This is a genomic window from Frateuria terrea (genome assembly GCF_900115705.1).
GTDB lineage: Bacteria > Pseudomonadota > Gammaproteobacteria > Xanthomonadales > Rhodanobacteraceae > Frateuria_A > Frateuria_A terrea.
In genome coordinates, this window is the sequence record NZ_FOXL01000009.1 from 51,264 (window position 1) to 71,623 (window position 20,360).

At 69.5% G+C, this 20,360-nt stretch carries 21 protein-coding genes; 10 read left to right on the forward strand and 11 right to left on the reverse strand.

The genetic code is table 11. The features are described from left to right. Positions 1-58: 58 nt before the first annotated feature. Positions 59-913 carry a trehalose-phosphatase gene (gene otsB, locus BMZ38_RS15335; RefSeq protein WP_091339734.1) on the reverse strand — a complete coding sequence of 285 codons (855 nt, stop codon included), beginning with the start codon at positions 911-913 and terminating at the stop codon, positions 59-61. Between the two features lie 154 nt (positions 914-1,067). Continuing rightward, positions 1,068-2,390 carry a hemolysin family protein gene (locus BMZ38_RS15340; protein ID WP_091339737.1) on the reverse strand — a complete coding sequence of 441 codons (1,323 nt, stop codon included), beginning with the start codon at positions 2,388-2,390 and terminating at the stop codon, positions 1,068-1,070. Positions 2,391-2,530: 140 nt separating this feature from the next. On the opposite strand from BMZ38_RS15340, the gene BMZ38_RS15345 reads away from it, so the two are divergent. Both BMZ38_RS15345 and BMZ38_RS15350 read left to right on the forward strand, forming a co-directional pair. Continuing rightward, entirely contained in the window at positions 2,531-3,160 is a 630-nt protein-coding gene (locus BMZ38_RS15345) for a DUF47 domain-containing protein (protein WP_091339740.1), read from the forward strand. 10 nt (positions 3,161-3,170) lie between these two features. Next, positions 3,171-4,286: an inorganic phosphate transporter gene (locus BMZ38_RS15350; protein WP_091339742.1), complete on the forward strand. Its 1,116-nt coding sequence runs from the start codon at positions 3,171-3,173 to the stop codon at positions 4,284-4,286. Between the two features lie 40 nt (positions 4,287-4,326). On the opposite strand, the gene BMZ38_RS15355 is transcribed toward BMZ38_RS15350, so the two are convergent. Further along, a complete protein-coding gene (locus BMZ38_RS15355) occupies positions 4,327-4,731 on the reverse strand; it encodes a hypothetical protein (RefSeq protein ID WP_091339745.1) in 405 nt (134 codons plus the stop codon). A 64-nt stretch (positions 4,732-4,795) separates the two neighbouring features. Between BMZ38_RS15355 and BMZ38_RS15360 the strand changes: the two genes are divergently transcribed. Both BMZ38_RS15360 and recQ read left to right on the forward strand, forming a co-directional pair. Beyond that, a complete protein-coding gene (locus BMZ38_RS15360) occupies positions 4,796-5,134 on the forward strand; it encodes an MGMT family protein (RefSeq protein WP_091339748.1) in 339 nt (112 codons plus the stop codon). 117 nt (positions 5,135-5,251) lie between these two features. Then, positions 5,252-7,087, forward strand: a complete 1,836-nt coding sequence (gene recQ, locus BMZ38_RS15365) for a DNA helicase RecQ (protein WP_091340013.1) — start codon at positions 5,252-5,254, stop codon at positions 7,085-7,087. A 37-nt stretch (positions 7,088-7,124) separates the two neighbouring features. Here recQ and BMZ38_RS15370 read toward each other — a convergent pair whose 3' ends face one another. Continuing rightward, positions 7,125-7,463, reverse strand: a complete 339-nt coding sequence (locus BMZ38_RS15370) for an MliC family protein (RefSeq protein WP_091339751.1) — start codon at positions 7,461-7,463, stop codon at positions 7,125-7,127. A gap of 125 nt (positions 7,464-7,588) precedes the next feature. Between BMZ38_RS15370 and BMZ38_RS15375 the strand changes: the two genes are divergently transcribed. Both BMZ38_RS15375 and BMZ38_RS15380 read left to right on the forward strand, forming a co-directional pair. Then, positions 7,589-8,113, forward strand: coding sequence for an FHA domain-containing protein (locus BMZ38_RS15375; RefSeq protein ID WP_091339754.1), 525 nt, complete (start codon positions 7,589-7,591; stop codon positions 8,111-8,113). Next, positions 8,098-9,828 (forward strand): protein kinase domain-containing protein, encoded by a 1,731-nt coding sequence (locus tag BMZ38_RS15380; RefSeq protein WP_091339756.1) that lies wholly within the window; start codon positions 8,098-8,100, stop codon positions 9,826-9,828. The genes BMZ38_RS15375 and BMZ38_RS15380 overlap by 16 nt, the downstream gene beginning before the upstream one ends. 99 nt (positions 9,829-9,927) lie before the next feature. Here the strand turns inward: BMZ38_RS15380 and BMZ38_RS15385 are convergent, their stop codons facing one another. The 4 genes from BMZ38_RS15385 to BMZ38_RS15400 all read right to left on the reverse strand — a co-directional run bounded on the left by BMZ38_RS15385 (position 9,928) and on the right by BMZ38_RS15400 (position 13,745). Beyond that, positions 9,928-10,797: a LysM peptidoglycan-binding domain-containing protein gene (locus BMZ38_RS15385; protein WP_245747322.1), complete on the reverse strand. Its 870-nt coding sequence runs from the start codon at positions 10,795-10,797 to the stop codon at positions 9,928-9,930. 62 nt (positions 10,798-10,859) lie between these two features. Next, on the reverse strand, positions 10,860-11,711 hold the full coding sequence (locus BMZ38_RS15390) for a PP2C family protein-serine/threonine phosphatase (RefSeq protein ID WP_091339762.1): 852 nt from the start codon (positions 11,709-11,711) through the stop codon (positions 10,860-10,862). Positions 11,712-11,764: 53 nt separating this feature from the next. Then, a complete protein-coding gene (locus tag BMZ38_RS15395; RefSeq protein ID WP_091339764.1) occupies positions 11,765-12,187 on the reverse strand; it encodes a DNA polymerase III subunit chi in 423 nt (140 codons plus the stop codon). Positions 12,188-12,251: 64 nt separating this feature from the next. Then, positions 12,252-13,745 (reverse strand): leucyl aminopeptidase, encoded by a 1,494-nt coding sequence (locus BMZ38_RS15400; protein WP_091339766.1) that lies wholly within the window; start codon positions 13,743-13,745, stop codon positions 12,252-12,254. 92 nt (positions 13,746-13,837) lie between these two features. On the opposite strand from BMZ38_RS15400, the gene lptF reads away from it, so the two are divergent. From lptF to BMZ38_RS15420, 4 genes are read left to right on the forward strand one after another with little or no spacing between them, the layout of a single operon-like run. Further along, positions 13,838-14,950, forward strand: a complete 1,113-nt coding sequence (gene lptF, locus BMZ38_RS15405) for an LPS export ABC transporter permease LptF (RefSeq protein WP_091339769.1) — start codon at positions 13,838-13,840, stop codon at positions 14,948-14,950. Next, complete coding sequence (gene lptG, locus BMZ38_RS15410; RefSeq protein ID WP_425431892.1) at positions 14,950-16,047, forward strand: LPS export ABC transporter permease LptG; 1,098 nt, start codon at positions 14,950-14,952, stop codon at positions 16,045-16,047. Before lptF ends, lptG begins: the two co-directional genes overlap by 1 nt. Positions 16,048-16,076: 29 nt before the next feature. Next, positions 16,077-16,544: an OsmC family protein gene (locus BMZ38_RS15415; RefSeq protein ID WP_091339773.1), complete on the forward strand. Its 468-nt coding sequence runs from the start codon at positions 16,077-16,079 to the stop codon at positions 16,542-16,544. Then, positions 16,541-17,203 carry an HAD family hydrolase gene (locus BMZ38_RS15420; protein WP_091339776.1) on the forward strand — a complete coding sequence of 221 codons (663 nt, stop codon included), beginning with the start codon at positions 16,541-16,543 and terminating at the stop codon, positions 17,201-17,203. The genes BMZ38_RS15415 and BMZ38_RS15420 overlap by 4 nt, the downstream gene beginning before the upstream one ends. Here BMZ38_RS15420 and BMZ38_RS15425 read toward each other — a convergent pair. From BMZ38_RS15425 to BMZ38_RS15435, 3 genes are read right to left on the reverse strand one after another with little or no spacing between them, the layout of a single operon-like run. Continuing rightward, positions 17,200-17,919: a TVP38/TMEM64 family protein gene (locus BMZ38_RS15425; RefSeq protein ID WP_091339780.1), complete on the reverse strand. Its 720-nt coding sequence runs from the start codon at positions 17,917-17,919 to the stop codon at positions 17,200-17,202. The two genes, BMZ38_RS15420 and BMZ38_RS15425, sit on opposite strands and share 4 nt — an antisense overlap. Next, positions 17,916-18,476: a nucleoside deaminase gene (locus tag BMZ38_RS15430; RefSeq protein ID WP_091340015.1), complete on the reverse strand. Its 561-nt coding sequence runs from the start codon at positions 18,474-18,476 to the stop codon at positions 17,916-17,918. The genes BMZ38_RS15425 and BMZ38_RS15430 overlap by 4 nt, the downstream gene beginning before the upstream one ends. 4 nt (positions 18,477-18,480) lie before the next feature. Continuing rightward, on the reverse strand, positions 18,481-20,253 hold the full coding sequence (locus BMZ38_RS15435; RefSeq protein ID WP_091339783.1) for a glutamine--tRNA ligase/YqeY domain fusion protein: 1,773 nt from the start codon (positions 20,251-20,253) through the stop codon (positions 18,481-18,483). Between the last annotated feature and the right edge of the window lie 107 nt (positions 20,254-20,360).

Below are 20,360 nucleotides of genomic sequence, written 5' to 3' on the forward strand. Positions count from 1 at the left end.
GATGGGTGCGCGCGTGCGGCCCGCCGTCGAGGCGCGGCCATCGCCGGTGAAGGCCAGCTCACGGCTGGCGCGTTGGTGGTTGTCCTCCGCCGCTGTCGGCATCGATGAAAACTCCCTTTGGATGGTCTGGTCCGTGGCCGAGCGCGTCCCGCACCTGCTCCAGCCAAGCGTGGACGGCCACCGGGCTAGACAGCGTGAACCGGGCATGCGTCGGCTCGCGGTCGCCCACGCGCACGCTCAGGCCGCCGGTGCGGTTGGCTGCCATGAACGCGTGCTCGTCGGTCAGGTCGTCGCCCAGGTACACCGGCGTGCGGCCGGCGAACGGCGGCTGCTGCATCAGCTCGTCCACCGCCCGGCCCTTGTCCATGCCGGCGGGTTTGAACTCCACGACCAGGTTGCCCGGCTGCAGCTCGTAGCCTGGCAGCGTGGCGGCGACGGCCTGGGCCGCCTCGCGCAGGGCCGGCAGGCGATCCGGGTCGCGCCGGCAATGCAGGGCGATCGCGTGATGCTTGTCTTCCAGTTGCACGCCGTCCAGCTGCGCCGCCAGGGCCTGCACCGCCGCGCGCATGCGGGCCTGGTCGGCGGGGTCGACGGCGACCTCGCGGCGGCGGCCATCGGGCCGGCGCTGTTCGTAGCCATGCAGGCCGGCCAGGGCCCACGGCGGGGCGCGGAAGAGCCGGTCGAGGTCGTCCACGCCGCGTCCGCTGACCAGTGCCAGGGCTCCGCCCAGATGGTCGTGGAGCGCGTGCAGCAGGGTGTGCAGCGAAGGCGACACCACCACTGCGGCCGGATCGTCGACGAATTCGAGCAGGCAACCGTCGACGTCGAGAAACAGGGCCCAGCTTTGGTCCGGCCGGGGCAACGGTGGTGCCGGCAACGCGGCACTCACGCTGGCGGGCTTGAAGGCAGACATCGGGTCGAGCCTAGCAAAGGAGGCGTGAAAAGCCGAACCGCGCCTGTTCACCTCTTTCGCGAGCCGGCCTGTCCCGGGGGGAAGGCCCCGGACCATTCCGCAGGTTCGGGGCTGGACCGGGCGATTCACCTTCACCCGCTGGCGACGAAATCTTCTACTGCTCGTCGTCCGCCGGCTCGATCCGCGGCGCCGGTGTCACCAGCAGCTTGTCGATGCGCGCGCCATCGAGGTCGACCACTTCGAAGCGGATGCCGCGCCAGGCGAACACCTCGCCCACCTGCGGGATGTGCCCGAGCGCCGTCATCACCATGCCGGCGGCGGTGCGGAACTCGTGTTCCTCCTCGCCGGGCAGGCGTTCGATGTGCAGCAGCTCGCGCAGATCCTCGGTCGAGAGCGAACCGTCGACCAGCCAGCTGCCGTCTTCGCGTGCAACGATCGGAGGATGCTCTTCGCTGCCGCCGTGGCCGAGCTGGCTGGCACCCACCACCGCGGCAAGCAGGTCGTTGAGCGTCACCAGTCCTTCGATGTCGCCGTACTCGTCGACCACCAGCGCCATCGGCGTTTCGGCGTCGCGGAACTCCTCCAGCAGATCCATCGCGCGCGCCGTGGCCGGCACGTACAGCGGCTTGGCGAGCTGGCGGAACAGCTCCGGCGTGTCGCCGGCGATGCCGCCGATCAGGCTCTTGACCTCCAGCACGCCGACCACGTCGCTCTCGTCGCCCTGGTAGACCGGGTAGCGCGAGTAGGGCGTCTGGCGCATCACTGCGATGTTCTCCGCGCGCGGCGCGGAGTGGTCGAGCCAGGCGATGCGCATGCGCGGCGTCATCACGCTGTCGACCGTGCGATCCCCCAGCCGCAGCACGCGGTTGACCATGTTGTGCTCGTCCGCGTCGAGCACGCCCTGCTCGGCGCTCTCGGCGACCAGCAGGCGGATTTCCTCTTCGGTCACACGGCCCTGGCCCTGTCGGCGCACGCCGAGCAGGCGTAACAGCAGCCCGCTGGATACGTTGACCAGCCACACGAACGGCAGGGTGAGCCGTGCCAGCAGCAGCATCGGCACGCCGACCACGGAGGAGATCCGCTCAGGCGCCGATAATGCCAGGCGCTTGGGCAGCAGTTCGCCGACCACCACCTGGATGTAGGAAATCAGCACGAAGCCGAGCACCACGCCCAGGCCATGCGCATACGGTGCCAGCCAGCCGAGACGGGTGCCCTCCAGCGCGGCCGCGACGTGGTCGCCCAGGCGATCGCCGGCCAGCGAACCGGTGATGAGCATCACCAGCGTGATGCCGACCTGCACGGTGGAGAGGAAGTGTTCCGGCGCTTCGGCGTGACGCAGTGCCACGCGGGCGCGGCGGCTGCCCTGGGCCATCTGCTTGAGGCGGCTCTTGCGCGAGGCGATCAGCGCCATTTCCGACAACGCAAAGAAGCCGTTGAACACCGACAGCAGGATCACGAGCGCGATATCGGTCAGCATCGCGGCAGGGGTTCTGGGGGAGGCATGGGCGCAAGTGTAAGGCTTGTGGCAGGCCCGCCCACAATAGGCGGCCGTGCGTGAAGCCACGGCGCTCCTGTACCATTCCGCCGTTTCCCCCCTTCACTCCCAGGCGCCAGCGCATGTTTTCACTGCAGACCATCTTCGGTAAGGGCGACAAGTTCTACGGCCTGCTGGAACAGAGCGCGGCGGCTGCCCACGAGAGCGCCAAGGCGCTGCGCCAGACGCTCGAGCACACCGAGCGCGCACCGGTCATGGCCGACTTTTCCGGCGCCCGCGCCCGCGAAAAGGCGCTGGCCGCGCAGATCAGCGAGGAACTGGTGAACACCTTCGTCACCGCGCTGGACCGCGAGGACATCGAGGCGCTCAACTCCGCGCTGTACAAGATCCCCAAGACGGTGGAGAAGTTTGCCGAGCGCTACTCGATCGTGGCCGAGCGGGTGCGGGACGTGAATTTCGCCCAGCGCGCCTGCGTGCTGGAGGAATCGGTCAGCGTGGTGGTGGACATGATCGGCGAACTGCGCCAGGGCTTGCGCATCGATCCGGTCAAGAAGCTGCAGGACCGCCTGCAGGCGCTGGAATCCGAAGGCGACCGCATGCTGCTGGCGCCCTACCGCACGCTGTACGTGGAGGGCGACGACGCGATGAAGGCGATGCTCGCCAAGGACCTGTTCGAGCTGATCGAGAAGGCGATCGACAAGTGCCGCGACGTCGGCAACATCGTCTACTCGATCGTGCTGAAGAACTCCTAAGGCCGCCCGCATGAGCTTCGGCCTGGTTTTCGCGGTGGTGGCGATTGCGCTCGCCTTCACCTACATCAACGGTTTCCACGACACCGCCAATTCCATCGCCACGGTGGTGGCGACCAAGGTGCTCAGCCCTGGCCAGGCGGTGCTGCTGGCGGCGGTGACCAACCTGATCGGCGCACTGTGGGGTACCGCGGTCGCCAAGACGATCGCCGCGGGACTGATCAACACCCACGTGGTCGACGCCGGTCCGCAGCTGCTCATCTGCGCCTTGCTGGCGGCGACGGTGTGGAACCTGATCACCTGGTGGTGGGGCCTGCCCTCCAGCTCCAGCCATGCGCTGGTGGGAGCGCTGGTGGGCGCCGCCATCGCCGCGGCCAGCGGCAACTTCGGCTCGGTGATCTGGGCCGAAGGCAGCTGGTGGTCGGGCAAGGGCGTGATTCCCAAGGTGGTGGTGCCGATGGTGGTGTCGCCGCTGATGGGCTTCGTCATCGGCTTCATGCTGATGGGCGCGCTCTATGCGCTGTTCGCCTGGCTGGCCAACCGCAAGGGCTGGCTGCAGCGGCTGGGGCGCACGCCGTTCGTCAATGCGTTCTTCGGCAAGGCGCAGATCGTCTCGGCCAGTGCGATGGGCCTGGCGCACGGCATGAACGACGCACAGAAGAGCATGGGCATCATTGCGCTGGCGCTGGCCACTGGCACCGCGGCGGGGCAGTTCGAGCACCTGCCGCGCTGGCTGGGTTTCCTGCGCATCGCCGGCAGTGCCGAGGGCGGCTTCGACGTGCCCGCCTGGGTAGCGGTGGTATGCGCGCTGACGATGGCCGCGGGCACCGCCGGCGGCGGCTGGCGCATCATCAAGACGCTCGGCCACAAGATGGTCAAGCTGCACCCGATCAACGGCTTCGCCGCCGAGGGCAGCTCGGCGGCGGTGATCCTCACCGCCTCGGCGTTCGGCATTCCGGTGTCGACCACGCACAACGTCTCGGCGTCGATCATGGGCGTGGGCGCGGCCAAGCGGTTCAATGCGATCCGCTGGTCGGTAGTCGAGCGCATGGTGTGGGCCTGGATCCTGACCCTGCCGGTCACCGCGCTGCTGGCCTACGGCTTCGTGCGGCTGGCGCAGGCATTCTGACCTCTGCCCGCCCGCGAGCGGGCTTCGGGGGAACGCGGGGTTACAGGCTGTCGCCCTCGCTGGCGATGATCTGCTCCAGCTGGTCGCCGAGCTGTCCCAGCTCACCGATCAAACGCTCCAGCTCGCTGCCGTCGAGGAATTCGTACGGACGGTTCTCGCACAGGTGCAGGTAGGGCGAACCGTCCAGATCGGCCACTGCCAGGAAGCCGGTGCGCTGCTCCCAGTTGAAGCGCAGGCAGCGGCGCGGGTCGGTGCCGGCGAGCGGCCCGATCGGCGTGGACAGGCGCAGGTAGCGGCGGCCGCCTTCGTCCTCCAGCTCGGCCAGGTAGATGCCCTGGTGGCGGCCGAGCGGCAGGGCGAGATCGAAGCTGATCAGGTACGGGTCGTTCTGCCGCAGCGTGTACTGGCTGCCGACGTGGGAACGCACGGCTTCGAAATGGCGCATGGGCGGGCTCCTTGATGCGGGCCCGATGGTAACCTGCCACCCCATCGCGCCAAAGTGACGGCCCATGCAGGAAAGCCACGCCCGCGTCTACGAGGCGATCGCCGCGATCCCGCGCGGCCGCGTGGCCAGCTACGGCGCCATCGCGGCCCGCGCCGGCCTGCCCGGGCGGGCGCGGTTGGTCGGCAAGCTGCTGGGCGAGACGCCGGAGGGGATGGAGCTGCCGTGGTATCGCGTGCTGCGCGCCAGCGGGCACGTCGCGTTGCCGCCCGGCAGTCGCGGCTTCCGCGAACAATGCCGGTTGCTGCGCGCCGAAGGAATCGAAGTGACCAACGGTCGCGTGCCGCTGTCGCGCTTCGGACTGGACGCGGACCTGGACCGTGCGCTTTGGGGCCTGCCCCCTTAGGCGTCAGCCCGCCCGCCGCACCGGGCAAGTGCCCTACACCCTTCGTCCGGCTCTGCCGACCGTCCGTGGCACCCGTCGCCGACGGCCGTGGGACAGCGCTTTGGTAGCATGCACGCGATGTCCTCCCCCGCCCTCGATCTTCTCCACAGCGTCTTCGGTTACGCCAGCTTCCGCGGCCAGCAACAGGCCATCGTGCACGCGGTGGCCGAGGGTGGCGATGCGCTGGTGCTCATGCCTACCGGCGGCGGCAAGTCGCTGTGCTACCAGATTCCCGCGTTGCTGCGGCCCGGCACGGCGATCGTCGTTTCCCCGCTGATCGCACTGATGCAGGACCAGGTCGACGCCTTGCGCGAGGCCGGCGTCGCCGCCGCCTACCTCAACTCCAGCCTGCCGCCGGAGGACCAGCGCGAGGTCGAGCGCCGGTTGCTCGCCGGCGGTCTGAAACTGCTCTACGTGGCGCCCGAGCGGCTGCTGACGCCGCGCTTCCTGGGCCTGCTCGAACGGATCGACGTGGCCCTGTTCGCCATCGACGAGGCGCATTGCGTCTCGCAGTGGGGACATGATTTCCGCCCCGAGTACCGCGAGCTCACGGTGCTGCAGGAGCGTTTCGCGCAGATCCCGCGGATCGCGCTCACCGCGACCGCCGATCCGCGCACGCGCGCGGAAATCGTCGATCGTCTGGGCCTGGGCGAGGCGCGCCAGTTCGTCTCCAGTTTCGACCGACCGAACATCCGCTACCGGGTGACGCTCAAGCACAACCCGCGCACGCAGTTGATGCAGTTCCTCGATGGGCACCGCGGCGAAGCGGGCATCGTCTATGCACTGAGCCGCAAGAAGGTCGACGAGACCGCCGCCTGGCTGGCCGAGGCGGGCATCGAGGCCCTGCCTTACCACGCCGGGCTCGATGCGCGCGTGCGCGCGGCCAACCAGCAGCGCTTCCTGCGCGAGGATGGCGTAGTGATGGTCGCCACGGTCGCCTTCGGCATGGGCATCGACAAGCCTGACGTGCGCTTCGTCGCGCACCTGGACCTGCCGCGCTCGATGGAGGGTTACTACCAGGAAACCGGCCGCGCCGGCCGCGACGGCCTGCCGGCCGAGGCGCTGATGCTCTACGGACTTTCCGACGTGGTGACGATGAGCCAGATGATCGCCCAGTCCGATTCGGCGGACGAGCGCAAGCGCATCGAGCGGCAGAAGCTCGAAGGCCTGCTCGCCTTTGCCGAGGCCACCCGCTGCCGGCGCGAGCTGCTGCTGGGCGCGTTCGGGGAGGACTACCGGGGACCCTGCGGCCACTGCGACAACTGCATCGAGCCGCCGAAGACCTGGGACGCCACCGTGCCCGCGCAGAAGGCGCTTTCGGCGGTCTACCGCAGCGGCCAGCGCTTCGGCGCCGGGCACGTGATCGACATCCTGCGCGGCATCGAGGGCGAGCGGATGCGGCAGCTGGGCCACGAACGGCTGACCACCTTCGGCATCGGCGCCGACATGGACGAGAAGGGCTGGCGTTCGGTGTTCCGCCAGCTGCTGGCGGCCGGCCTGCTGGAGGCCGACGCCGAAGGCTACGGCACGCTGCGCCTGACCACGGCCAGCCGCGCGGTGCTCACCGGCGGCCAGCAAGTGCTGCTGCGCGAGGACGCGCGTCCCGTGCGCAGTGCGCGCCGGCGCCACGACAGCCAGCTCGTCACCGGTGCCAGCCTCGGCATCGAGGCCTATGAACAACCGCTGTGGGACGCCTTGCGCGCCCTGCGCACGCGTCTGGCCAAACAACAGGGCGTGCCGCCCTACGTGGTGTTCCACGATGCCACATTGCTGGCGATGCTGCGGGCGATGCCGGCCAACGAGGACGAACTGGCCGACGTCAGCGGCGTGGGCGAGGCCAAGCTCAAGCGCTACGGACGCGATTTCCTGGCGGTCATCAACGCGACCGAACCGGTGCCCGACGACGCTTCGTGACTTCGCTCCCTCGGGGAGGCCCGGCGTCACGCGGATTTCATGGCCCGCCCTGCGCCTGGCATGCCACGCCAGGCGCCGAGGCGATGTTTTCTCCAGGCTGCAATGGCGCCAGCCACGCGTCATGCATGCCCTTGGTCCACCACTGCCAGCCGTCGCCCACGTAGCGCGCCCCGCTGGCCGAAAGGGCGATCGTGAGCCGATGGGTGGCGCCATCCACGGCCAGCACGGCACGATCCGTGCCCTCGTAGCCCGCCTGCACCACCCGTCCGTCGGCACAGTGGTAGGCACGCCGGGGCGGCGACGCGCGGGTCGGCTGGCATGCCGCCAACAGGGTGGCGGCCACCAGGATGGGGACGGAAACCAGGCAAGGGCGCATCGGTTCTCCTCGGGCCTGTGAAGGCGGTCGCGCCTTCACGCGTCCGCCAGGCAGGACGGGCATCCCCATGCCTTGATGACAAACGCTTGGTTATAGTGCGCCAGATACCTTTTCGAGGCTTTTCGATGGACAGCCCTGGCGAGACCACCGTACTGCCCCGCAGCAAGCGATCGGCCGGCCCACAGGGGACCCGGTTGTTCTCCGCCGAAGAACTGCGCCAGTTCGCCCGCGAGGCGGCGCCGGTGCTGCTGGGCCGGGCCAGCGCCGCGGCTCCGGTGCTGGAGGGCGCCAACGGCGTCGTGCTGGGCCGGCGCCTTTCGTTGCGAGCCGGCCGGCAGACGATCGGGCGGCGGAGCGACAACGATATCGTGCTGGACGACCTGAGCGTTTCCGCCTCGCATGCCTGGATCATGAACCAGCAGGGCCAGTACGTACTCATGAACACGCTGTCGACCAACGGCACCTTCGTCAACGGCAAGCGCATCCACGAGGCGACGTTGCGGCACGGCGACCGGGTGCGCTTCGGGCAGGTGGAATTCACCTTCCTGACCCGCGAGCGCGGTGCTGGCGGCGTCGCCTGGCGCAACTGGCTGGCGTTGGGTGCCGTGGCACTGGTCGCGATGGGGGTGGCGGCATGGTGGCTGGCCTGATCCCAGCCGCCGACGAGCGCGCGGTCCCGCCGACGGTGGGGCGCTATCGCATCGAGGGCGTGCTTGGCGCCGGCGCCATGGCGGTGGTCTACGCCGGCTTCGATCCGGAGATCGAGCGCCGGGTGGCGATCAAGTGCCTGCGCAGCGCGGTGGCCGCCGATCCGGCCTACCGGGCGCGCTTCGTCACCGAGGCACGCGCAGTAGGCCACCTCACGCACCCGCACATCGTCACCCTGTTCGACGTCGGCGAGATGGAGGACGGCCGTCCCTACATCGCGATGGAGCGGCTCTCCGGCGACACCCTGGCCAGTCGCGTGGCACGCGAGGGCTTGCCCTCGCTGCCGGTGGTGATCGGCCTGGTCGAGCAGATCGCCAGCGCGCTGGACTACGCGCATGCACAGGGCGTGGTCCACCAGGACATCAAGCCGGAGAACATCATGCTCTCCGATGGCTGGCAGCACGCCAAAGTCAGTGACTTCGGCATCGCCGAACGGCGTGATCTGCGCCATGCGGGCGCACCGCGCCGGGAGATCGGCGGCACGCCGGCCTACATGGCCCCGGAGCACCTGCGCGGCGAACGCACCGACGCGCGCAGCGACCTGTTCTCGCTCGGCGTGGTGCTGTACTGGCTGCTCAGCGGCAAGCTGCCCTGGGAGGAGACCGGCGACGTCAAGCGCCTTCTGGCCGAGCGCCAGCGCCTGCCCCAGCCAGCGCTGCAGGCACGCGACCCGTTCACCCCCTCGATCCTGCTCGACATCGTGCAGACGCTGCTTGCGCCGGCGCCGCAGGATCGCTACCAGCGCGGCGCCGAACTGATCGACGATCTGCGCCTGGCCTTGCGCGAGTACGAACGGCTGCACCAAAAGCCGATCGCCACGCGGTTGATCTCGCTGCGCCTGCGCTGGGCCGGCATCCTGGCCGCGGTGCTCAGCCTGACCCTGCTGATCGGCCTGGCCGCGATCTACGCGCGGCAGAATGCGGCGGTCACCGGCCTGGCGCAGGACTTCGGCCGCTCGCTGGGCCGCATGGTCGCCAGCGAGGCGGCGGAGAACCTGCTGCTGGACGACCGCGCGGCGACCCGTGCGCTGGTGCAGGACATCTCGCGCAACCGGCAGATCTACTACCTGGCCATCGCCAACCGCTACGGCGAGGTGATCGCCAGCACCCGTGCCGACGAGGCCGGCCGCCCGCTGCCCGCCCGTACTAACGAGGAGTTCCTGCCGGGCACGGGCGACATCACCAGCTACCGCGTACGCATTCCCGACGGCAACGATCCGGGCGAGATGCTGGTGTTCGACGTGCCGGTGCGCTACCAGACGGCGAAAGTCGGCCAGTTGCGCCTGGGAATCAGCGACGCCCCGTTGCGCGCAGCACAGAAGACCACGCTCAAGGCCATCGTGGCCGTGCTGCTGGTAACCCTGGCTGCCGTGACCGGCGCGGCGTACTGGTTGTTCCGCCGCCTGCTCGGCCTGCTGGACGTGCTGGGCGAGGCGATGCTGCGGGTCGGGCGTGGCGATTTCAGCCACCGCATCCGGCTGGTGCGCCATGACGAACTTGGCCGGCTGTTCGCGGCCTTCAACCTGATGTCCAACGCATTGCAGGCGCGCGAACGGCGGCCCCGCCGCTCGGCTGCCCGGTCATCCACGCCGCTGGAACTGCCCACTCGCATCCTGCCCGCGCCCGAGCAGGTCGGGGACAAGGTGGCGCGCGATTAGCCGATGCCTGCTCTTCACCTTGGAAGGAAGGCCATCCGGGTAATGCAAACACCGGCCTCCACCGCCCTTGCCTTGCAGGCGAGGGCTTGAAGGACGGCATCAGAACTGCTTGAGCCTTTGCTTGAGCTCGAGCGCGCGCGCGCGGTAGACGGTGGCCGGTTCGAAATCCGGCTCGATCACCAGCACCCGGTTCCACAGCGCGATCGCCTGGTCCAGTTGCTGGTCGCGATACAGCACGATCGCGCGCTGGTGGTAGACCGACACCAGCTGCTCGCGCAAGGACGCCGCGTCCGCGCCACCGGCCGGCAGATGCGGATCGGCGTCCAGCGCTTGGTCCATGCGTTCCAGCGCCTGTGTGCGCTCGCCCTTGCGCAGCAAGGCCAGGCTTTCGTCCTGCAGCCGGCGCGCCTTCGCCGCGTCGGAGGCATCGATGGGGGTGGCCGATGCCGTCGGCGCGGGGCCTTCCGGCGGCGCAGCCGATGCCAGGCGCGAAGCGGGCAGGCGCAAGGTCTGGCCCACCCGCAGCATGGACGGGTTGGCCGAGCCGTTGTAGCGGGCCAGGATCAGGAAACGTCCACCGTCGCCCAGGTAGCGCGCTGCCAGCGTGCTGTAGGAATCGCCCGTTCGCACCACGTACGGGCGCGAGGCATGACCCAGCGCCTGCTCCGGGTCGACGGTGAGCTGGCGCAGCATCGCCTGTGCCGCGCCATCGTCCGGATAGACCTGCAGGTAGCGGCGCAGCTGCCGTTCGCCTTCCCGGTAGTGGCCGAGCTGCAGCTGGTCGTTGACGATGGAGGCCAGCGAAGGCGGCGGCGATTCATCCTCGGCGGCAGGCAGCGTGGCTGGGGCAGGGGCCGGCGTCACCACGACCTTCGCCGGAGCGCCGTGGCCGAGCATCCGCGTCCTCAGCTGCTGGAGCTGCGTGCAGCCCCCCAGGCCGGCGCCGACCAGGCCGATACCGGCCAGCACCACCCATCGATGCCAGCCTTGCGCCAAGCCATGCTTATGTTCCAAGTACCGCACAGATGCCCTCATGCCTGTCGAATCCCCACGTCCCCGGCCCGGACCGCTTCGCGACGGGAGAGCCGCGCCCACCATCGCGCGCCACGGGCACGCCACCACTGCACCCAGCCTATCCGGGCGAAGATCAAGGAGACATTGTCGCCTTCCGCGCCGCCGCGCTCCACTGCCTGGCCGAGTGCCTCGTGCAGCGCCGCGCGCAGGTTTCGCCGGCGCGCAAGTCGACCCAGCTCGCCGGTCGACAGCCGCTCCCACGCGCCGTCGCTGCACAGCACGAAGGAGTGGCCGGGACGCAGTGCCGCCAGGCCGTGCTCGACCTGCGGCGGCTGCGGGCCGCCCAGGCCGCGCAGCAGCTTGTGCTGGTCGGCATCCTCGCCCATCGCCTCCGCGGCGAGTTCGCCGCGCGCCACCTTCAGCTGCGCCACGCTGTGGTCCTCGGTACGGCCCAGGCAACGCGTGCCGCGGAACCGGTACAGCCGGCTGTCGCCCACGTGGGCCCAGCAGGCACGCCGGCCGCGGAGCAGCAACGCGACCACCGTCGAATGCGGCGTGGCGCCAGCCAAGCCTTCGCCGCGCCGGCGCAGTTCCGCGTGGGCAGCCTGGCACACGGTCTCGAGGAACAGCGGGCCGGGTTGTTCGCGCCACAGGCCCTGCTGCCACAACCGGAGCGCGGCCTCGATGACTCCCGTGGACGCCAGTTCGCCGGCGCCATCGCCGCCCATGCCGTCGGCCAGCACCAGCAGCCGCGCGTCGCTGGCTGGGTCGTGCAGGCAGACGAAGGCGTCCTCCTGCGTGGCGCGCCCGCCGCGTGCACGGCCGGCCGCGACCGATGCTGCCGCCTGGACTTCGATCCCCTGGTCCATCGTCCGGCCCCCTGCCCGAAGATGGACAGAGCATACCGCCGGGAAAGCGGGCCTTACATGTCGAACTTGGCGAGCTGGAAGCCGCGCTGCTGGTATTCGCGCCAGCGGTCGCGCGAACCGGTGCGCGCGTCCGGTTCGGCGGCCACCACTTCCAGCACGCGCTCGAACCGCCCGGCGGGGCAGGCCTCTCGCAGGTTGATCAGCAGCGGACGGTCGGGCGTCTCGATGCCGGGCGGCACGATCAGCACGGCGGTATTGGCATCGTCGTCATCGCCGGCCAGTTGGTGCGGGATGTAGGCATCCGGGTCGAAGTCCCACAGAAGCTCGTCGAGCGCCTCGGCCTGCTCGAAGTCGTGGACGAGGATCAGCGTGGGCTGCTGCGCGGCATAGGCACGCCGCGCCAGCTCGCACACCAGCAACAGGGGTTGCTCGCGGAAGCGTGGCTTGTCGATCAGGTAGAAGTCGGCGCGGGGCATGGTCGACTCGTCAAGGAGGCGGAGGGTGCGGCGCCGCGTCCTGCGCGGCGCCGATAACCGGCGCTCAACCGGCGCGGTCGATCAGCCACTGCGCCAGCAGCGACACCGGACGGCCGGTGGCCAGGCCCTTGCGGCCCTCGTCCCAGGCGGTGCCGGCGATGTCCAGGTGCGCCCAGCGCTGGCCCTCGGTGAAGCGCGACAGGAAGCAGCCGGCGGTGATCGCGCCGGCGCTCTTGCCGCCGATGTTGGCGACGTCGGCGAAGCCCGATTCCAGCTGCACCTGGTAGTCGTCCCACAGCGGCAGGCGCCAGGCGCGGTCGAGCGTGGCCTCGCCGGCGTCCAGCAGCTCGGCGGCGAGGTCGTCGTGCTTGCTCATCAGACCGCTGGCGTGCTTGCCCAGCGCGACGACGCAGGCGCCGGTGAGCGTCGCCGCGTCGACGATCGCCCTGGGCTGGTAGGTCTGCGCGGTCCAGGTCAACGCGTCGCACAGGATCAGGCGGCCTTCGGCATCGGTGTTGAGTACCTCGATGGTCAGGCCCGACAGGCTGGTGAGCACGTCGCTGGGGCGGTAGCTGTCGCCGTCGGGCATGTTCTCGGCCGAGGGCACCACGCAGACCAGGTTGAGTTTCAGGCCCATCTTCACCGCGGCGACGAACGCGCCGAGCACGCCGGCCGCGCCGCCCATGTCGTATTTCATCTCCTCCATGCCGGCGCCGGGCTTGAGGCTGATGCCGCCCGAATCGAAGGTGATGCCCTTGCCGACGAAGGCGTAGGGCTTGTCGCCCTCGTTGCCGCCTCTGTATTCCAGGGCGACCAGGCGCGGCTTGTTGGCCGAGCCGCGGCCGACCGCCAGCAGCGAGCCGAAACCGAGCCTTTCCATCTCTTCGTGGTCGAGCACGCGGCAGCTCACGCCCTCGTTGCGGTCCGCGAAGCCCTGTGCCTGCGCGGCGATGTAGGACGGGTTGCAGATGTTCGGCGGCAGGTTGGCCAGCTCGCGGGCGAAGCGCACGCCTTCGGCGATCGCCACGGCCTGGGACAGGCCGCCCTGCGCCTCCCCGCCGGCGGCGAAGGCGACCGACTTCAACTCCGGCTGCGAGCCCTTCTCGCGCGGCTTGAAGGTGGCGGTGTAACGGTAGGCCGCGTGGTCGGCGGCCAGCGCCGCGGTACGCACGCGCCAGGGGGTGTCGCGGCCGGGCACGTCCACCTCGGTGAGGAACGACACCGCGGCATCGACCGGCAGCTTGCCCAGCGCGCGGGCTGCTTCCAGGTTGACCTTCTGGTAGCGCGCCGCATCGAAGCTCTTCTGCGCGCCCAGGCCCACCACCAGCACGCGGCGCGCGGCGACGCCCGCCGGCGCGAACAGCACGCTGACGCTGCCCGCCTTGCCGGTGATGTCGCCGCTCTCCATCTGGCGCTTGATCGCGCCATCGCTGGCACCGTCCACGCGGGCGGCTGCGCTGGTCAGCAGGCCGTTCTCGTAGATGCCCACCACCAGGCAGGGCGCATCGACGGTTTCGGGCGAGGTGCTGGCGGCGACCAGACTGAACTGAAGCGTCATCGAGAGAGGTCCTGCAAGCTAAGAAGAAGGTCTACCGGCTAAACTTGGCGCGTTAGCGCCGGCCTGCGGTGCGAGACCTTCAATCCTATCGCATGCTGAGCATCCTCGACCGATACTTCCTGCGCGAGCTGGCCCAGACCGTGGCGGCCACCACCATCGTGCTGCTGGCGATCATCACCGGCACCACGTTCGCGAAGGTGCTGCAGCAGGTGGCGGGCGGCAGTTTCCCGGCCAGCGTCATGTTCCCGGTGCTGGGCCTGCGCACGCTCGACGGGCTGACCAACCTGCTGCCGCTGGCCGGCTTCCTCGGCGTGATGATGGCGCTGGGCCGCATGTACCGCGAGAGCGAGATGCACGTGCTGGCCTCCTCCGGCATGGGACCGGGCGGGCTGCTCAAGCCGGTGGCGATCCTGGCCGGCCTGATCGTGTTCATCACCGGGCTGGTGTCGCTGTGGCTGGGGCCGTGGGCGGTGCGCACCGCCGATGCGCTGGTGGCCGAGGCCAACCGCTCGGTGATCGCTGCGGGCCTGGACGCCGGCCGCTTCACCGAATTGCCGGGCAAGGGCGGCATCATCTTCGTCGAATCGCTCAGCCGCGACGGCAGCGTGCTGGGCAAGACCTTCGTCGCTTCCGAGAGCGTGGACAAGGACGGCCTACGCGAGCTCAAGCTGGTCACCGCCGCGGGCGGGCAGCTCTACCAGGACAGCGAAGGCCAGGGCCGCTTCATGGCGTTGCGCAACGGCTGGCAGTACAAGATCCCGCTCGGCCGCGACGACTGGTGGCGCATGCAGTACGCGCGCAACGACGTGGCGCTGTCCAACGTGCAGGCGGACGAGGACGAGGATCCGGCCCACTCGCAAGGCACCTGGGCGCTGGCCACCTCGCCCTCGCCCGATGCGCGCGCCGAGTTTGCCTGGCGCATCCACGCGCCGCCGATGGCCTTCGTATTGCTGATGCTCGCCTTGCCGCTGTCTCGCCAGAGTCCGCGCGAGCCGCGCTACGGGCGCATCCTGCTGGCGTTGCTGGGCTTCTATTTCTATTACCTGGTGCTGGCGCTGGGCCGCGCGCAGATCGGCAAGGGCCACTGGGCCAACTCCGCGCCGCTGCTGCTCGTGCACCTGCTGGCCCTGGCGCTGGCGGCGTGGATGTTCTGGAAGCAGTACGCGCCGCGCAAACCACGTGGCCCACGCAAGGCGGTGGCGTGATGCAGCTTTCGATCAAGCGCGTCGACCGGCTGGTCGGCATGACCGTGCTCGGCTCGCTGCTGACCACCTGGCTGGTGCTGACCGGCTTCGACGTGGTCACGCAGCTGCTGCGCCAGCTGGGTTTTGTCGGGCGCAACGGGTTCACTACCTTCGACGCGGTGAGCTTCGTGCTGGTGACCGTGCCGCGGCGGTTGTACGAGTACTTCATCTTCGCCGCGGTGATCGGCGGCCTGATGGGACTGGGCAGCCTCGCCGGCAACGGCGAGCTGACCGCGCTGCGCGCGGCCGGCATGTCGCGGCTGCGCATCGCCGCCTCCGCCGCCGGCGTGGTGGCGGTGCTGATCGTGGGCGTGACCATCCTGGGCGAGACCGCCGCGCCGTGGGGTGACCAGAAGGCCCAGGCGATCCAGCTGCGCATGAAGGCCAACAACCTCGGCCTGTCCGGCAGCACCGGCCTGTGGGCCAGGGACGGCAACCGTGTCATCAATGCCAAGGCCACGCTGATCAAGCAGGTGCAGGGCCACAATGTGGTGCAACTGGCCGACGTGCGGGTATTCACGCTGACCCCGGACGGCCAGATCAGCCGCTTCGACTGGGCCAGAACGGCGGAGAACGACGGGCGCCAGTGGGTGCTCGAGGGCGTACGTAGCACCACCCTCGACGCGAAGGGCACGCACACCACCACCCACGACCGCGAACTGTGGGATTCGCGGCTCAATCCGCGCGTGCTTGAGCAATCGGTGATCCAGCCGCAGTACCTGCCGATGCGCGACCTGCACCGCAACATGACCTACCTGGAGCGCAACGGGCAGAACCCGGGCGTCTATGCGGTGACCTTCTGGGGCCGCGTGCTTTATCCGTTCAACACGCTGGTGCTGGTGCTGTGCGCGATGCCGTTCGCCTTCGGCGCGCTGCGCTCAGGCGGCCTGGGCAAGCGCATCTTCGTGGGCATCCTGCTGGCGATCGGCTGGTACTTCCTGCAGAAGGCGCTGGTCAACTTCGCCACCATCTACGGCATGCCGGCGTTGCCGGCCAACCTGTTGCCGGCGGTGGTGCTGGGCCTGGGAGCGTGGCTGTACTTCCGCAAGCGCAGCTGATCCGAAGCAATGCAGATGAGGGAACGCGCATGAGCAAGCACACCGCCGAACTGCTCTGGACCCGCCAGGACCAGTTGTTCCTCGACCATCGCTACAGCCGCCGCCACATGGTGCAGTTCGACGGCGGCGAGCGCGTGCCGATGTCCTCCTCGCCCAGCGTGGTGCTGGCGCCGATGTCCGACCCCTCGGCGGTGGACCCAGAGGAAGCCTTCGTTGCCTCGCTAGCCAGCTGCCACATGCTGTGGTTCCTGGACATGGCGGCGCGGCAAGGCTTCCGCGTGGACAGCTACCGCGACGCGGCCGCCGGCACGATGGGGCGCGACGAGCGCAACCGCGTCGTCATGCGCGAGGTGCTGCTGCGGCCGCAGGTGGACTTCTCCGGCGACCGGCTGCCCAGCCGCGAGCAGGTCGAGCAGTTGCACCACGACGCCCACGCCCATTGCTTCCTCGCCAACTCGGTGCGTTGCGACGTGCGCTGCGAGCCGATGTTCGGGTGAGCGTATCGCCGCCGGGGCTGGTGATCTTCGACTGCGACGGTGTGCTGGTCGACAGCGAGCCGATCGCCAACCGCGTGTTCGCGCGGATGCTGGCCCGGCAGGGGCTGGTGCTTGGCGATGCGCAGATGGACGAGCTGTTCCTTGGCCGCACCATGACGCACTGCCTCGCGCTCGCCGCCGAGCGGCTCGGGCGGGCGTTGCCGAAGGATTTCGAGGCCGAACACGACCGCCGCCTGTTCGACGCGCTGGCCGCGGAACTCGTGCCGGTTCCGGGCGTGATGCAGGTACTCGATCAACTGGCGTCGCCGTTCTGCGTGGCCACCAACGGCAGCCCGGACAAGCTGCGCTTCAGTCTGGCCAAGGTCGGCCTGCTCCCGCGCTTTGCCGGCTGCCTGTTCAGCGCGGCCGAGGTGGCGCAGGCCAAGCCGGCGCCGGACCTGTTCCTGCATGCCGCCCGCTCAATGGGCGCATCGCCCGCGGCCTGCGTGGTAGTCGAGGACTCGCCGACTGGCATCGCCGCCGGCCTGGCGGCGGGCATGCGGGTGCTCGGCTTCGCCGGTCGCACGCCGGCCGAACGGCTGCGTGCGGCCGGGGCGCATCGGGTATTCACCGGCATGGACGAACTACCCGCCCTGCTGGGGACCGGCGTTGCCGCCTAGCGGTCGTTGCCGCCCTGCGGCTGGCGCCGCCGACGCGTGAAGTGGCTGATCAGCAACGGCACCAGCGCGAGCAAGGCGATGGCGCCCAACGGCAGCAGCACCTCGCGATGCATGAAAAGGCCAAGGCCGATCCGGTCGCTTTCCTTGAGCGCACGCCCGAGGCCGGCGCCGATCGAGGTTTCGAAGATGAGCGCGACGGTGCCGCCCAGCCAGGTGGCGCCGACGAACAGCCACAGCGGACAGCGCAGCCAGGCCAGGCAGACGGTGATCAGGCCGAACGGAGCCACCGGTACGAAGCGCAGGAACAGCGTGTAACTGACCGGATGCCGCTCGAAGCCGTGGTGCAGTTTCGCCACCAGCGCCGGCGGGTGGCGGCTGCCGGCGCCGAAGGCGTAGCGGCTGGCGAGGAACAGGATCAGCGAGCCCAGGGTCAGCCCGATCGAGGACCAGAGGGTGCCCTCGACCACGCCGAAGGCAAAGCCGCCGGCGAAGATGATGATCACCGTGCCGGGTATGCCGGTGGCCATCGCCAGCGTCAGCAGGCCGATGTAGGCCAGCCGGCTGAGCCACGGATTGGCCGCGATCTGCGCATGCATCTCGGCCTGGTGCGCGACCAGCTGTTCCGGATTGAGCCGGTCCAGTGCGCCGGAGGCGAACAGCACCACGCCGGCGATCACCAGCAACAGCAGCGGCAGGGCGGCGCGCAGCCGGCTCAATAGTGCGCTCCGCCCTGGCCGTAGTCGGCGAGCACCGCGCGCGCCTGCTCGCGCAGGATGTCGCGGCGCACGGCGATACCCCGGCGTTCGAGCTGGGCGATCCAGTCGTCTGGCAGCGGACCCTCGTCGAACGTGGTGAGCGACTCGACGTCCTCGCCGCGCGCACCGATCAGCAGCTCGTCGATGCCGGCCCAGACGGTCGCGCCGTAGCACTGGCAGCACGGCTGCGCGCTGGTGGCCAGGATGAAGCGGCCGTTGTCTCCCGCGTTGAGGCGAAAGCTCGACAGTCGCTGCTGCGCAAGCATGTAGGCCATCATCTCCGCATGCGCTACCGAACAGGTCTGCGGCACGACGCGGTTGATGCCGGCGGCAACGAGCCGGCCGTCCTCGTGGAACACCGCCGCGCCGAACGGGCCGCCGTGGCTGCGCGCGACGTTCTGGCGCGCCAGCTCGATCGCCAGGCCGACGCGTTCCTCGTCGCCGAGGTAGCGCCTGCGGGTATCGGCCACCTCGCCGACCCAGGGCGGCAGGGTGAGATGCAGTTGCAGGGGCAGCAGCACGTCAGACCTGCTTGGCCCAGGTATCGCGCAGCGTCACCGTGCGGTTGAACACCGGCGCGTCCGGCCGATGGTCCACGCGGTCGGCGACGAAGTAGCCCAATCGCTCGAACTGGAAACGCTGCTCCGGTTCGGCGTTCGCCGCCGCCGGCTCCAGCCAGCCGCGCCCCACGCGCTTGGCGTCCGGATTGATGTGCTCGATCCAGCTCTTGCCGTCGCTCTCGTCATCCGGCGCCGGCACGTTGAACAGGCGGTCGTACATGCGCACCTCAGCGGCTACCGCGTGGCGTGCGCTCACCCAGTGGATGGTGCCCTTGACCTTGCGATCGGCGCCCGGCATGCCGCTGCGGCTCTCCGTATCCAGCGAGCAGCGCAGTTCGAGCACGTCGCCGGCGGCGTCCTTGACCACTTCCTCGCACTTGACGATGCCCACGCCACGCAGGCGCACTTCGCCGCCCGGCACCAGGCGCTTGAACCCCTTCGGCGGCACTTCGGCGAAATCCTCGCGCTCGATCCACACGGTGCCGGCGAAGGGAACCTCGCGCGTGCCGAAGCTCTCGTCCTTCGGATGATTGGCGAAGGTGAGGGTTTCCTCGTGATTGCCCGGCAGGTTGGTGATGGTCAGCTTCAGCGGATCGAGCACCGCCATGCGTCGCGGCGCGGTGGCGTCCAGGTCTTCGCGCACGCAGTTCTCCAGCAGCGCGTAGTCGATCACGCTGTTCTGCTTGCTTATGCCCAAGCGCTCGATCAGCAGGCGCAGGCCGGCCGGCGTGAAGCCGCGCCGGCGCAGGCCGCGCAGGGTGTTCATGCGCGGATCGTCCCAACCGTCGACCAGGCCTTCGTTGACCAGCTGCGCGAGCTTGCGCTTGCTGGTGATGCAATAGGAGAGGTTGAGGCGCGAGAACTCGATCTGGCGCGGTTTGGCGGGCCTGGCTTCCAGTCCGGCGTCCACCACCGACTGCCACATCGCCGGATGCGCGGTGAGGTCGACGTTGTCCACGCACCAGTCGTAAAGCGGACGGTGGTCCTCGAACTCCAGCGTGCACAACGAATGGGTAATGCCTTCCATCGCGTCGGACAGCGCGTGCGCGAAGTCGTACATCGGATAGATCGGCCAGGCGTCGCCGGTGTTCTGGTGCGCGACCTTGCGAATGCGGTAGAGCGCCGGGTCGCGCAGGTTGATGTTGCCCGAGGCCATGTCGATCTTCGCGCGCAGCGTCTTGCTGCCGTCGGCGAACTCGCCCGCGCGCATGCGACGGAACAGGTCGAGGTTTTCCTCGATGGAGCGATCCCGATACGGCGAATTGCGGCCCGGCTCGGTGAGCGTGCCGCGATACTCGCGCACCTCGTCGGCGGACAGGTCGTCGACGTAGGCCTTGCCGTCCTCGATCAGCTTGAGCGCGGCGCGGTAGAACACGTCGAAGTAGTCCGACGCGTGGCGCAGGTCGTGCCACTCGTAGCCGAGCCAGCGCACGTCGTCCTTGATGCCCTCGACGAACTCGGGGTCTTCCTTGCCCGGGTTGGTGTCGTCCAGGCGCAGGTTGCACCAGCCGCCGAACTCGCGCGCAATGCCGAAGTTCAGGCAGATCGCCTTGGCGTGGCCGATGTGCAGGTAGCCGTTGGGCTCGGGCGGAAAGCGGGTGCGGATCGCATGGTGCTTGCCGCTGGCCAGGTCCTCGCGAATGATCTGGCGCACGAAATCCCGCTGCACGTCGGCCCGCACGCCGCTTTCGTCGGTGCCTGGGGTGGTTGTGGCGGCGGGGTTTTCGCTGGACATCGGTGCGGCTCGGTCGGGCTTGGGTGGAAACCGGGGAGTTTACCCTGAGTTGCGTTTGTCCCAGCGGTTCTGCGGCACGGCGTCATGGCCGGGGCCGCCGCTCACCG

Coding starts and splice junctions, on each gene's coding strand:
- otsB (WP_091339734.1), bottom strand. CDS start 913: ATGTCTGCCTTCAAGCCCGCCAGCGTGAGTGCCGCGTTGCCGGCACCA.
- BMZ38_RS15340 (WP_091339737.1), bottom strand. CDS start 2,390: ATGCTGACCGATATCGCGCTCGTGATCCTGCTGTCGGTGTTCAACGGC.
- BMZ38_RS15345 (WP_091339740.1), top strand. CDS start 2,531: ATGTTTTCACTGCAGACCATCTTCGGTAAGGGCGACAAGTTCTACGGC.
- BMZ38_RS15350 (WP_091339742.1), top strand. CDS start 3,171: ATGAGCTTCGGCCTGGTTTTCGCGGTGGTGGCGATTGCGCTCGCCTTC.
- BMZ38_RS15355 (WP_091339745.1), bottom strand. CDS start 4,731: ATGCGCCATTTCGAAGCCGTGCGTTCCCACGTCGGCAGCCAGTACACG.
- BMZ38_RS15360 (WP_091339748.1), top strand. CDS start 4,796: ATGCAGGAAAGCCACGCCCGCGTCTACGAGGCGATCGCCGCGATCCCG.
- recQ (WP_091340013.1), top strand. CDS start 5,252: ATGTCCTCCCCCGCCCTCGATCTTCTCCACAGCGTCTTCGGTTACGCC.
- BMZ38_RS15370 (WP_091339751.1), bottom strand. CDS start 7,463: ATGCGCCCTTGCCTGGTTTCCGTCCCCATCCTGGTGGCCGCCACCCTG.
- BMZ38_RS15375 (WP_091339754.1), top strand. CDS start 7,589: ATGGACAGCCCTGGCGAGACCACCGTACTGCCCCGCAGCAAGCGATCG.
- BMZ38_RS15380 (WP_091339756.1), top strand. CDS start 8,098: ATGGTGGCTGGCCTGATCCCAGCCGCCGACGAGCGCGCGGTCCCGCCG.
- BMZ38_RS15390 (WP_091339762.1), bottom strand. CDS start 11,711: ATGGACCAGGGGATCGAAGTCCAGGCGGCAGCATCGGTCGCGGCCGGC.
- BMZ38_RS15395 (WP_091339764.1), bottom strand. CDS start 12,187: ATGCCCCGCGCCGACTTCTACCTGATCGACAAGCCACGCTTCCGCGAG.
- BMZ38_RS15400 (WP_091339766.1), bottom strand. CDS start 13,745: ATGACGCTTCAGTTCAGTCTGGTCGCCGCCAGCACCTCGCCCGAAACC.
- lptF (WP_091339769.1), top strand. CDS start 13,838: ATGCTGAGCATCCTCGACCGATACTTCCTGCGCGAGCTGGCCCAGACC.
- lptG (WP_425431892.1), top strand. CDS start 14,950: ATGCAGCTTTCGATCAAGCGCGTCGACCGGCTGGTCGGCATGACCGTG.
- BMZ38_RS15415 (WP_091339773.1), top strand. CDS start 16,077: ATGAGCAAGCACACCGCCGAACTGCTCTGGACCCGCCAGGACCAGTTG.
- BMZ38_RS15435 (WP_091339783.1), bottom strand. CDS start 20,253: ATGTCCAGCGAAAACCCCGCCGCCACAACCACCCCAGGCACCGACGAA.